This is a genomic window from Acetobacterium malicum subsp. dehalogenans DSM 11527, from assembly GCF_000472665.1.
GTDB lineage: Bacteria > Bacillota > Clostridia > Eubacteriales > Eubacteriaceae > Acetobacterium > Acetobacterium malicum.
The window spans coordinates 1-13,323 of record NZ_AXAC01000052.1; the positions used below are offsets into that span (position 1 = coordinate 1).

The 13,323-nt window shown below is 39.9% G+C and carries 10 protein-coding genes and 2 pseudogenes; all 12 read left to right on the forward strand.

The window, feature by feature from the left end; genetic code table 11:
- The first annotated feature begins 246 nt into the window (after positions 1–246).
- A complete protein-coding gene (locus A3KS_RS0116165) occupies positions 247–612 on the forward strand; it encodes a helix-turn-helix transcriptional regulator (protein WP_026395790.1) in 366 nt (121 codons plus the stop codon).
- Complete coding sequence (locus tag A3KS_RS0116170; protein ID WP_026395791.1) at positions 590–1,474, forward strand: ImmA/IrrE family metallo-endopeptidase; 885 nt, start codon at positions 590–592, stop codon at positions 1,472–1,474. The genes A3KS_RS0116165 and A3KS_RS0116170 overlap by 23 nt, the downstream gene beginning before the upstream one ends.
- On the forward strand, positions 1,464–2,153 hold the full coding sequence (locus A3KS_RS0116175) for a hypothetical protein (protein WP_026395792.1): 690 nt from the start codon (positions 1,464–1,466) through the stop codon (positions 2,151–2,153). The genes A3KS_RS0116170 and A3KS_RS0116175 overlap by 11 nt, the downstream gene beginning before the upstream one ends.
- A gap of 73 nt (positions 2,154–2,226) precedes the next feature.
- Positions 2,227–2,957: pseudogene (locus tag A3KS_RS23610) on the forward strand (IS5 family transposase).
- A gap of 283 nt (positions 2,958–3,240) precedes the next feature.
- The gene (locus A3KS_RS0116185; RefSeq protein ID WP_026395793.1) at positions 3,241–7,056 is read left to right on the forward strand and encodes a hypothetical protein; all 3,816 of its coding nucleotides are present in this window, start codon (positions 3,241–3,243) and stop codon (positions 7,054–7,056) included.
- Between the two features lie 408 nt (positions 7,057–7,464).
- On the forward strand, positions 7,465–7,914 hold the full coding sequence (locus A3KS_RS21645; protein WP_242834783.1) for a hypothetical protein: 450 nt from the start codon (positions 7,465–7,467) through the stop codon (positions 7,912–7,914).
- Positions 7,915–8,283: 369 nt separating this feature from the next.
- Positions 8,284–8,445: a hypothetical protein gene (locus A3KS_RS23615; protein WP_156913320.1), complete on the forward strand. Its 162-nt coding sequence runs from the start codon at positions 8,284–8,286 to the stop codon at positions 8,443–8,445.
- Between the two features lie 773 nt (positions 8,446–9,218).
- The gene (locus tag A3KS_RS0116200; RefSeq protein WP_169727714.1) at positions 9,219–10,121 is read left to right on the forward strand and encodes a hypothetical protein; all 903 of its coding nucleotides are present in this window, start codon (positions 9,219–9,221) and stop codon (positions 10,119–10,121) included.
- 157 nt (positions 10,122–10,278) lie between these two features.
- Positions 10,279–10,427, forward strand: a pseudogene (locus tag A3KS_RS23940) (IS5 family transposase); the annotation flags it as partial.
- A 227-nt stretch (positions 10,428–10,654) separates the two neighbouring features.
- Positions 10,655–12,175 (forward strand): IS21 family transposase, encoded by a 1,521-nt coding sequence (istA, locus tag A3KS_RS0116205; protein WP_026395795.1) that lies wholly within the window; start codon positions 10,655–10,657, stop codon positions 12,173–12,175.
- 28 nt (positions 12,176–12,203) lie between these two features.
- Positions 12,204–12,491, forward strand: coding sequence for an ATP-binding protein (locus A3KS_RS21650; RefSeq protein WP_035356576.1), 288 nt, complete (start codon positions 12,204–12,206; stop codon positions 12,489–12,491).
- A gap of 83 nt (positions 12,492–12,574) precedes the next feature.
- A partial coding sequence (gene istA, locus A3KS_RS0116215; protein ID WP_035356572.1) for an IS21 family transposase occupies positions 12,575–13,323 on the forward strand: 749 nt, incomplete at its 3' end.

Consider the following 13,323-nt stretch of genomic DNA (forward strand, 5'->3'; position numbering starts at 1 on the left):
ATAAGCTGCCCGAAGCTACTAATCTTCAGTACGAAAGGCAAGCGATACAGCTTGTGAGTTTGCAGTACAACTGATGGCTGGGAGACAGTCTTTCAATGTAGTCATGCTACAGGAGCATACAGCCTTAATTCAGATAGATCCTTATTCCATATCTCTATTATCCAGGAATAGGGTTCAATATCCAAGTGATTTAAAAAACTAACTAAACACTTTGTGTTTAAATTTATTATACGAGGAGACTTGGTTATGAAAACATTGTCTGCCAAAAAATTAGCTGCTACTATAACGAAGATTAGAGAGGAAAAAGGGCTTACAAAAGAAGAATTGGGGACTTTAACAGGTATAAATAGAATCATGATTGGTCGCATAGAACGTGAAGATTTTATCCCATCAATTGTTCAATTTGAAGCTCTCGGAAACGTTCTGGGTTTTGATATCACCAACATGTTTATAGAGAAAGAAGAAATAAATTCTTTCATTGCGCTTAGAAGCGAGGCGCTAAATGATACTGAAAAAGAAGGCGTGGATAAACTCTTTAAAATGATGATAGCACTTAGACAACAAGTTATCTTAAGAAGAAAATACGAAAATGAGTCAGTTCATAGTGCTTAATGAAGTTCAGGTTGATGAAATAAGAAAGCTTGCTAGAGATAAGCGCCAATCTCTAAGTATTGTTGGTGAAATGCCAATAGCTAATGATATTTTCACAATTCTGGAACAGTTAGATATAAAATTGCTGGAGTATCCTATTCAATCGGAAGGTGATAGTCCAGCTTTTTCTGCTGCCATAATGTATACGGAAGAAAATGGTGGAGAATTGGCTTTTATCGGTTTGAACACAGCGGATTATTTTGACAAACAACTCTTTGCCATAGCTCACGAACTATTCCATTATTACACAAAAAGTGGTTCTCATTTAAGTCGATTAGATGAAGACGAAAATTCTTTGATTGAAGCAAAAGCAAATCGTTTTGCTGCGGAGTTTTTATTTCCAGAAGTTGCTCTACGAAGTATTATTCTTAATGAGTTTAAAACATCAAAACTGGGAAAGCTAACAGAGAAAACAATTTTACGTTTTATTGTAAGACTTCAGTGTACATGGTGGTTACCTTACCATTCATTAGTTAAGAGATTACATGAGATCGGCACTATTTCAGAAGAGCAGTATAGGAATTTATATAGTATTGATGAAAGAAATCTCGATGCTGAATATGGCAGAATGGGAATTGCAATTAATGAAGAGGTTTTCAGGAAACTAAATACGAAGACGAATACAATTGGAACCTCTATGAAGGATATTGAGATAATTGTTAGGAATTTTGAAGATGGATTAATTAATGAGGACAAATTAGCCGACACGTTATCTCTTTTCAACAAATCGCCTGATGATTTTGGATATAGAGTTATCGTGACCGAAGAAGATGAAGAGGAGTTTGATGCTTTCTTTTCTGGGAGAAAGTCCGATGAAGATTAATTTAAGGGAATCAAATGCTTCATTAATTAGCATTTTTGAAAATCCTAACCAAATTATTACACTGGATGCAAATTTCTTAATTCCTCCAGACCGAAGTAGAATTATAAAAAGAGGATTTGATTTTCCCCTGTTTAAGAAAGTTTGGCTTGACCCAATTTTTACAACTTTTTCAATGGTTGCAATTCACGAAGCTGTTTACGATGAATTAGTCACTGAAAATCTTTGCAACTATGTGGAGGCATTAAAAAGTGAAGATCCTCCAAAGATTATCATACATACCGATTCTTCTCTTACGGATGTAGAGAGAACTCTTCGTGATTCAATTGAGAATAAAATTTACCCACATACTAATTATGATCCTAACTTAGATAATAAAGATGATCGAGGTGAAGTAAAATCACTTTCGTATATTGCAGTAAAAGGGCTATTGTATTTTGCTGCACATGATAACAATGCATTGCAGCTCATAGAAAAAGCCGATCAATGGTCAACAGGGTTGGATAATGTTAAAGCTATCCATATGTATGAACTAATATATTTTTTATATAGCAATAACTTAGGAGATAAAAAATCGTTAAAGATGCTTTATAAGTATCAATATTATTTAACTTCCCACGAAAAACAGACAAACCCTGAGTGGGGAGAATTTATTAAAGCAATGAGTGTTCTGTATAACTAGGGTGTGTCTGAGAACTAATTATTTATAATCTCCACAATGCATTTTAGAATAAAGCAAAAACGTTGGGAGAAGCATGATGCCATCAAAACGCTATGAAATTTCAGATGAACAATGGGAACAGATCAAGATTTATTTCCCAAAGCCAAAACAGTTCGTCCACCTAAAGATAATTGGTTAATCTTCAACGCAATTTTATGGATTGTACGAAGTGGTGCTGCGTGGCGAGATCATCCTAACGTTTTTTTCATGGAAAACGGTCTACAGCCGTTTCTGTAAATGGCGTGATAACGAAACACTGGCAAATGTTTTTTATGCCCTAAATACCGATGCTGATTTCGAACATCTCAGCATTGAATCAATTATTGTAAAAGCTCATCAGATCAGCATAGAGCCGGCGCTAAAAGGGGCCGTAAATGCAGCAGTGAATCAATACATCGGTAAAAGTCGGAGCGGTAACATGACTAAATTTACGCAGTGGTTGACGCTCCAGGAAATCCGATTTACATTGAACTTTCAGGCGGCCAGGTTAGCGATAATACCCCTGCAATAGGTCTGCTGGCAAACATTGATATCAAAGATACCAATATTCTGGGTGATAAAGCTTGTGGAACTAAAGAGATCAGAACTTATATCACTTCTCAAGATGCGGACTATACAATTACTCCAAAGCAAAACACTAAAGAACCCTAGGATTGTGACTGGTGCCTTTATAAAGAACGTCATCTGGTTGAATGCTTTTTCAATAAAATCAAACATTTTCGTAGAGTTGTGACACGTTATGACAAGCTGGTTTCTTCGTTTTAGGCTTTAGTTACATTGCAAGACATCTCGCTTTTATCAAAATAATCAGTATTTCGACTTTTCAGACACACCCTAGTTATTAAGTGCAGAAATGATGGGAGCTGGATGATTCGAGTTTAGATTTATACATGTTAATTCGCTGTTGAAAGAATAAAAAATGATCAACTAGCTTTAGACTTAGATTTATATGTTTTGCTCTTGGTGCTAACTGGGAATTGTTGCAAATCAATATCATTAGAGGTATGATATTATTGAGAATTCTATTTTACAAGGAGGGTAGTTATAGATGGAGCATGCATATATTGTAAAATCAGGAGACCTTTCTCGCTATGCAGATACGCGTGATAGTCAAGGAGTGATTCCTGAACTTATTTACCTCCTTATCCGGCAGTCGGTATCAGACGCAAGTGAGTGCCGTATACCTTATGGAGATGCTGTAAACCAAGCAGGTTTAGACGGAATTGTGAAGTGCAATAATGGATATTTCCAGTTTGTACCTGATGGTATCTCTTATTGGGAAATAGGGACAGGTGGAAACCCTCAGGACAAGGCAAATGATGATTTTCGAAAGCGAACCTCTAAACTCGATGATTCAGAACGGGCAGATACTTCTTTCGTTTTTGTTACTCCCCGTTCAGCTGGTGCAAACGGTTGGGAAGAACCTGAGCAGAGTGCATGGATAAAGAGGCGTCAGAATCGAGGTTGGAAACAAATTCGTATAATTGACGGGGTAAAACTAGCCGATTGGTTGAGAGAGTTTCCAGCGCTCGGTCGATGGATGGCATCAAAGATTGGGATAACACCAAGTCTTGGAGGTATAATAACTCCTCTTGAGCATTGGGAGCTAGTCAATGTTCAGGCAAATAAGAGTGATCCACCGCTACCACCAGCGCTTTTTACCACTTCTAGGGATGGTGCTTGTTCAGCCCTTGAGGCTGTTTTTACAGGAAATATAAAAAGGCTATTTCTTTTTGCAGAGAGCGAGCACGATGTTGACGACTTTGTGGCCGCTTACCTGTCCACACTAGACGAAATTAAAACACAAGAATATGCAAATAGATGTCTTTTCATAAATGATGAAAATGCGTGGCGAACAGTGTCTGAGTTGCGACAATCACACGTATTGGTGGCTAGCTCAAGATTAGGATTGGATTCAGATAAGCAAGATTTACAAGCCGTAGCTACTAGTCGAGGACATGGCGTGATTATACCACTATGTGGAGCTTTATCGTGCGATAACCCTGAGATAATCAAGCTCCGAAGTCCGTCTCAATCTCAGATTGAGGAAGTGCTCAAAAAGGCACAATTCTCCGATACTCGTGCAAGAGAGCTTGGCGGGATTGGAGGTGGAAGGTTATCAGCGTTGCGGCGATATTTTCTTGGTTTGGGATCTGTTCCGCCATATGCGACCTGGGACACAGCGCGTGAATTGGCAAGAGCTTGCCTCATTGGTCAATGGAATGCCAATAATCCGGCAGATATCAAAGCGCTTGAAGGGCTACTGGGAAAGGATTATGGGGAGTGGATCGAGATCCTCAGAGTTGATACACTACGCTCGGACTCTCCCCTTATTCAGTCTGAAGAAAAGTGGAGATTTGTCGCTCGGGGGGAGGTATGGAGCGCATTAGGAAATAGGATTACGGATGAGGACCTTGATCGTCTTAAAGATACAGCTATTATTGTTCTTGGGGAGCGGAACCCAATATTTGATTTGCCGAAGGAAGAACGATATGCGGCTAGCATTCATGGAAAACAATTAGTACATTCACAAAATATTAGAAAAGGTATCGTTGAAACTCTTGCATTGGTTGGTAGCCGTCCACAGTCGCTAAGTAGTTGTTCAACAAGCAAAGCAGAAACAACCGCAATTCTTGTTGTCCGCACCTTGCTATATGAAGCTAGTTGGGAACGATGGGCCAGTTTAGATTCTCACCTTCCTCTATTGGCAGAGACTGCACCGGGCGAGTTTCTTGATGCAGTTGAATCAGTTCTCGTTGATCTTCCAAAATCGCCTTTTCATAAAATATTTGGGCAAGAGGGAAGTGGAGGATTTGGTGACTGGAATTATATGAGTGGACTACTCTGGGCACTTGAAGGTCTGGCTTGGCATCCAGACTACCTTACAAGGGTAGCCGTTATTTTGGCAGATATAGCCTCAATTGACCCAGGAGGAAATTGGACAAATCGCCCTATCAATTCTCTTGTAGATATTTTCTTGCCGTGGCATATACAGACCACTGCTGCATTTGACAAAAGGAAAGTTGCAATTAAAACCGTTCTGAAAGAACAGCCAAATGTCGGATGGTCACTACTTCTCGCTTTGCTTCCACATAGTCATGGTATTACAAGTGGTTGTCATCGTCCAGTATGGCGTGAGTTTATCCCACGGGATTGGAAAGAAGGTGTGCTCCAAAGTGAATATTGGGAGCAGATTATAGCTCTAACGGGATTCGCGGTAGAGTTGGCAAAAGAGGACTCTGAAAAACTCGTTGAACTCGTGAATCGCCTTTCTGATCTACCAAAACCTGCGTATGATTCTGTACTTAATCATCTCTCAACAGATGAGATAGTCGGCTTGCCTGAGTCTAAACGTCTTCTTATTTGGGAAAAAATGGATGGAATTGCACGTCAACACAGGAAGTTTTTTGATGCAGAATGGGCATTTCCTGAAGAAGAGATCATCAAAATAGAGGAGATTGCGAAGCTCTTGACTCCGGTTTCCTCCGCATTAAAGTTTCATCATCTTTTTAATGAAAGGGATTGCGATCTATTTGACGAGAAGGGGAATTTTGAGCAACAACGAAAACGTCTTACTGAAGCACGTCAAGCAGCTGTTTGTGAGATCTTAAGAGATGGTGACTTTGCCAAATGCCTAGATTTTGCTAAGACGGTAGCGTCACCATACGAAGTCGGGTGCGCTTTGGGTGTGATTGCGACTGATGATGTTGAAGATGCGATATTACCAGCGTTTCTAAATTCTGACGATAGCACCGAGACGCAAGTCGTTGATGGATTCATTTGGGCTAGATTTTGGAACTTTAAAATTAATTGGGTTGATACGGTTTTGAGAAGAGATTGGAATCCAGAACAGCGTGCTAAGTTCCTTACGCGCCTTCCGTTTGATAAAGAAATATGGGATAAGGTTTCATCCAACTTGGGAGAGTCTCATGAAGCATTGTACTGGCGAAGTGCAAGAGTTAATCCATATGGTCGGGATCGAGATTTAACAGTCGCGATTGAAAAACTACTCACATACGGGCGTGAAGGTGCAGCCGTCATGTGTTTTGCCTGTATGGCCGATGACACATCTCATTTCGATGAAATTCTAGCTACACGTTCTCTTATTGCAGTGATTGATAGCGAGGAAGGGATTAAAGAGCTTGATAATTATCATACAGTTGAACTGATCAAGCGTCTCCAAAAATCAAAAAAAGCTGATCGGGACGCCTTATTTCGGATCGAGTGGAGCTTTCTCCCGTGGCTTGACCGGTTCTCGTCTGGATCGCCAATAACTCTTGAAAAACGGCTTGCTTCTGATCCTGCTTTCTTTTCGGAATTAGTGGGCCTCGTTTTTCGCTCCAAGAAAGATAATGACGATTGTGCTAATGAACACAGTGAGCAGAAGCAACATCTTGCTCGGAATGCTTACAAACTACTGACAGAATGGAAACGTTGTCCAGGAATTCAAGAGGATGGAACGCTTGATGTGAAGGAATTCAACGAGTGGATCAACGAAGCTCGTAGAATTACTGAAGAGACAGGGCACGCCGAAGTTGCTCAAATTCAGATTGGCCATGTGTTAACCTATGCACCCCCTGATCTTAGTGGACTTTGGATTCACGAAGCCGTTGCCACTGCTTTAAACTACCGGGATACTGGCCAAATGCGTTCTGGCTTTACGACTGAATGCTTTAATCAACGTGGTGTTCATAATTATACTCATGGTCAAGAGGAGAGGGAGTTTGCTAAGCAAAATAGAGAGAAAGCTGAGGCGCTTGATTCAAGAGGGTTTACCCGCTTTGCGACAGCTATGCGCGAGTTTGCTGAACAGTATAACAGACAGGCTGAGCAGGAGGAGAAGAGAGACTTTTTTGATGAATAATACCCAAGAACGTTTAATGGTACATCTCTGAAGGATTATCGCTTACAACCAATCAACTTTTCAGTGAAATCATCTATATTAACAATAAAGATTATCACCCACAAACTGGAACTTACTGAAACGAACTTGACTGTCTAAAGGGTACTAGGTTAATACATCATTTTTGTCTATTCAAAGCACGTTGAGACGGTAGTAAAGATGTCACGGATAGAGAGAAAAGCCTGAAATAAGGTTTTTTTGATATTTGAAAGAAATAATCGTTATGATAAAATTGCAGAAATGTTGCTTAAGTGCCTCAAAAGATGGTGTATAGCAAGTTAGATCCAAACTATACTGATACCATCATGATTTGAGGCGCTTTTGTAGTTGTGATTGAGTCTTCCTTGGTTTCAGATAGTGCCTGAGACCATGGACGGTATTTTTCAAGAACTTCCAGCTGTTGTAAATAGTCACTGTTCAGCATTATTCACGATGCAAATCCGATTTTTGATAGAATATCATGTCTTGCGTGGCGAGGACGACTACACAAAAAACAGAAATTATTGGAAATATTTAAAGACAAAACTTAAAAAAGAAAAAAACGAGTTGGTTAGTGCCGCTAACCAACTGAAACTGACTGCTGCTGACGGGAAAAAATACCGAACTGATACATTTGATTATGACGGTATCATCGAACTTGCGAAGAATTTTCCAAGCAAACAGGCAAATCGTTTTATTGAATGGTTTAGCTACAGCGATGAAACGATTGATGGAAAGAGTCAATCAAAGGCGTATGCTCTTTTCGACAGTTCCTTGTTTAATACAATCGAAGTTGGAACTCTCAAAGGCTTGCAGCAGATTCACGGTTATTTGTGCTGAGTAACAGTATAGTTAATCTAAGTTGAAGCTTATGAAATGTTAAATGGCAAGCTATAATTTTATCGCACCCTTGACGAAGGTCGAGCCACCATTAAAGCGGGAAAAAACGTCTGCTAACAGATGTCATGAAGAACCTACGGCAAGAGATAACCGTTGGCAACGTATAGCATTGAGATCTCAGAGACAGCTAAAAATGACCTTCGTAATATTATCCTGTACATATCTTCACAATAGATAGCATTTTTATATGTTGGTTAGGCTGGGTACTTTATGGAACTTCTAATTTGCGTTATTTGGAAACACAAATTAGAAGTTGAAATGGTGTGAGCGAATAATAAGGGCTCATTTTAATCACAGAAGGTATTGAGAATGGAGAGAATGGCTGTCCTATATGCAACCAAAACAAAACAATCAAAAAAGCTAGCGGAAGCAATCGGATCGGCTTTTAAGGTTAAAGTAAAAAACATAAAGGAGAATCCAACCTTACATGATATCGTCTTACTTTTCATCGTTGGTAGCATTTATGGCTGAGCCTGTATGCCAGAACTATTGGTATTTATTAAGGAGATGGAAGCGCCCGCACTCAAACACGCAGTGCGTGGTATCCTCGAAGAAAAATGAATTCAAGTAATGTACGAGTTTGTTTGTAAGGGAGCCAAATTATTTGTATCATTAACTCATCCGAACGCTAAGGATTTAGAAGCAGCAACCGAATTTGCTCTGGAGATTGTGAATCTGAACTCGTAATTCAACAAGAACTCGCGAAATCCCGATTTTTAGATGACACTGTAATTATGAGATAGTGTAATGACCGATAATAAAACAGTTAATTTCATACCACCATTGCCCCAAAAGCATGAAAAGCGGGTCGGAATATATTGTCGTGTGAAGTACATACAGTAGCAACGTGTTAAAAGGCGAAGAAGGAACCAGAGAATAAATAGAAAATACAGTTCGAAAAAGTAATTTTTTAAATCGTCTAATCGATATTTGATTTTTGAAAAATCAGAATGGATTTAAAACCAGCATAAACGCAGCATTTTTAATACTTTTTTCAATAGCTTAAAAATATCACCTTGAGACGGTAGTTTTGATGTCAGTGCTTGGAGAAAAGTCGATATAGATGTGTTCGGTTTTTAGTGCTTGTGGAGTGGTTGATTTAGATGTTTTTTAGATATGGTAGGGTTGAGAGAGCAGATTTGATTTTATAACAATGAGCATGTATCTGCCAAATTAAAATGATTTAGGTAAATCTAAATAAAAAGTATGAGAGAAACGCGCTATTTTGGTAACTTGGGGGTGCATTGATAAATATGAGTTTCATTGATTGGGTAAAAACGCATAAGGTAAAGTCGTTCTTAGTTTTTTTAGTGGTTCTATTAGCCCCGCTAATTATTGTGCATATACTTTTTAAGTGGAATTCTGGATTTGATTTTATTGCCGCAGAATGGACTGCTGGAGATTTGATTGGTTATATAGCGGGTTTTGAAGCTTTTGCTGGCGCTTTGACTCTTGGAATTATTGCTGTTTGGCAAACAGAGAAGGCGAACAATACCAACGATAATCTCTTGAAATTAACTGAAGATAATGAGATAAAATCCGTGCTTCCTTTTTTATCATTTAACGCATATCTGACAAAATACGAAGGAGAAAATTTTATTAGTTTGCTTGCGAAGAGCATGCCTGATAGTAAGGAGACTGATGATGAAGCTGAATTAATTAAACTCGAGGATAATTCAAAAAGAATGGATGTTTTATTTAGCGAGATAATTTTTACTATTTCACATGACAATATTGAAGTTAGATCTGAATTAACAAAAGAACAGCAAGAAAAAATCAAAAGTCAATTTGGGATCAATAAACATACAAGTGGCATATCTTTTACCGATCCTGATTACAAATATACTAAAGTCTATGTTGAGAATTGTGGCAAAGGATCGGCAATCAATGTTAAAAGTAGATTGTTCAAGAAGGAGCATGAGGAAACAAAAGAGTTTGACGTATATACTGTTCCTTTCACGGTTCCCATTGGAAGACATTTTGATTTAGGCTTGTTTTTTGACTTATGTAAAGAAATCGAGGCAATTTATATAATTGAATTCTTTTATCAAGATATTTACATGAACAAGTATAAACAGTCAATTCTAATAAATGTTGATGATAATACATGCGTTCTGGATTTATATCAGCCCCAAATACAACTATAGTGTCCTCAAATGAACAAAGATATTTTTGAGATAGATAACACTAATATTATCTAATATAATTAGAGTAAGGCGCCCTATGCTCAATTTCATAGAGTGCCGTCTAGAAGCCTTCTATACAATTCCGCCAAAATCAAATACTAAAGAACCATGGGATTGTGACTGGTGGCTTTACAAAGAACGCCATCTGGTTGAATGCTTTTTCAATAAAATCAAACATTTTCGAAGAGTAGCGACACGATTTGACAAGTTGGTATCTTCTTTTATGTCTTTGTTTGCATTGCTGCGATCTGGCTTTTATCAAAATGACCAGTATTTTGACTTTTCAGACACACCCTAGCCAACTGAAACAGACTGCTGCCTGAGTATTTCGGTCGAATCTTCCAACCGAACCGGATATTCGTGCCAGTCGATTCGGTGATCCGTGCCGACGCTTTCGGTATTTCGTTTCAATCATTCCGGTCAGGTTTCGATCAGGGTATAAGGGATATATGCATCAGTTAACTGATGTAAATCCATTTTAGGAGGTCATTCTCATGACCAAATACCGTGAAATTCTAAGGTTGTTCAACCTTGGCATCAACCAGACTGGTATTGCCAGTAGCTGTGGCTGTGCCAGAAAAACAGTTCGGGATGTCGTTAATCGGGCCAAGGCCTGCAACATCATCTGGCCGTTACCGGCCGAAACAACGGATGCTGATCTGGAAAAATTATTATTTCCTGATAAATCCGTACCAAAATCGGATCGCAAGTTTCCGGACTATGATTACATCGACAAGGAAATGCTACGCAGTGGGGTAACGCTAAAACTTCTCTGGAATGAATACTGTGAAAGCTGTCGACAGAATAGAGATATCCCCCTGATGTATACGCAATTCTGTCACCATTATCAGAAGTTCAGTGAAAAGAAACGTGCGACCATGCACATACCTCGCAAGCCCGGTGAACAAATTGAAGTGGACTGGGCTGGAAAGCCGGCTTACATCATCGACACCGATACTGGGGAAATGATTCCCTGCCATATTTTTGTCGGGGTTTTGAATTACAGTCTCTATGCCTATGTGGAAGCCTTTCTCAAAATGGATCTGGAAAGCTGGATTACCGCCCATATCCATATGTATCAATACTTTGGCGGCAGCACAACCATGCTGATACCTGATAATCTCAAGACCGGCGTTGATAAAACAAACGACTGGTATACGCCAAAAATCAATAAAACCTATTATGAAATGGCGGAATACTACGATACCGCCGTGTTACCGGCACGAGTGAAGGCGCCCAAAGACAAACCTGGTGTCGAGGGTTCAGTCAATGTTGTAACCAACTGGATTACAGCGGCCATCCGCAACGAGAAATTCTTTGCGCTTGAGGAACTGAATCGTGAAATCCAGATTCAGCTGGAAAAGCTCAATCACAAGCCCTTTCAGAAAAAGGATGGCAGTCGGCACAGTGTCTATCTTGCTGATGAAAAGCCTTTTCTCACGCCATTGCCACCTGCCCCTTATGAATTGTCGCAATGGAAAAAAGCCACGGTACAGTTCAATTATCATATTTCAGTCGACAAAATGCATTACTCGGTTCCTTATGAATACATCAAACAGGAAGTCGATGTGCGACTGACCCGATCAATTGTCGAAGTGTTCTACCACAATCAGCGGATCTGCTCCCACAAACGCCTCCATGGCCGCTCCAACCAGTACAGTACGCTTCAGGCACATATGCCGGAGGATCATCAGAAATACCTGGAATGGAATGGTGATCGCTTCATTGAATGGGCCCAGAAAATCGGGCCCCATACCGTTACGACGGTCAAATCCATTCTTGCTTCCTTCAAAGTCGAACAGCAGGGATATAAATCCTGTATGGGTTTGCTGAAGCTAGCTGATAAATATTCGGTCAACCGTCTGGAAGCCGCCTGTAAAAAGGCCTTGTCCTATACGCCTCATCCCAGTTATAAGAGTGTGAAAAACATTCTCACAACTGGTCAGGATAAACTGTCCGATCAACCAGAGCAGAATCCGGAATCATCGGCTGAAAATAAATACGGTTACACCTGAGGTCCCAGCTATTATGGAGGTAAGCATCATGACGAATGAAGCCACCCTCAATAAGCTGGTTGAAATGCATCTGTCAGCAATGGCTGATGCCTTCCGACTGCAATTGAATGACTCATCTATGGCGGATATTCCGTTTGAAGACCGGTTCGGTCTGATGGTTGATCGGGAATATACCAGCCGCAAGAATAACCGGTTGCAGCGATTGATCAAAAAGGCTAGTTTTGATCAGTCCCAGGCAAATGTAAATGACATCAATTATCAGGCGGGTCGAAAGCTCAATAAAAAACTGATTGAACGCCTGTCGACCTGTGTGTAAGAAACGGTGATAAAATCCTCATATAAAACGGTTGAAAATTCCACAAAATAAGTGTACGCTCCTTTTAAAAGGGGGTATGATAAATGATTGAAAGAGAGGGGTTTTTTATGATCAAGGATCTGAAAAGCAAGGGATTGTCAACGACACTGATAGCAGAAATCTGTGATCTGGACAGAAAAACAGTCAGCAAGTGGGTAAAAGCACAGGATATTCCCACTTATAAACCGAGACCATTGGTAAAAAGTAAGTTGGATGATTATAAAGATCATATCCGTTTACGAATGAATGAAGGATGCCTGAATGCGACTGTAATATTTGATGAAATTGTATTGATGGGATACACTGGAAAAATGACCATCCTCCGGGTGTTTATGAAAAACTATCGGGAACCCAGTCAAACCCGGGCAACCAGGCGTTTTGAAACACCACCCGGGAAACAGGCTCAGGTGGATTGGGGCGAGTTTGTCGCTTTGGATGATGAAGGCAGAAAAATCAAATATCATGCATTTGTTATGATCATGGGCCATTCCAGAAAAACTTATCTGGAATTCACCGAGAATGAGAAAATGGAGACACTGTTCGGCTGTCATGAACGAGCCTTTCAGTATTTTGGGGGTCTTCCCGAAACGATTTTATATGACAATATGAAGACGGTTGTGAAGCACAGCCATGAAACGGGCGAAAACAAATGGAACCAGCAATTCCTTAGTTTCTGCCGACACCATGATTTTGCGTCGGTGAGATGCCGACCCTACAATCCCCGCTGTAAAGGCAAGGTTGAGAATGGTGTTAAATATATCAGACGGAATTTCTGGCCACGGATTCGTGCCAT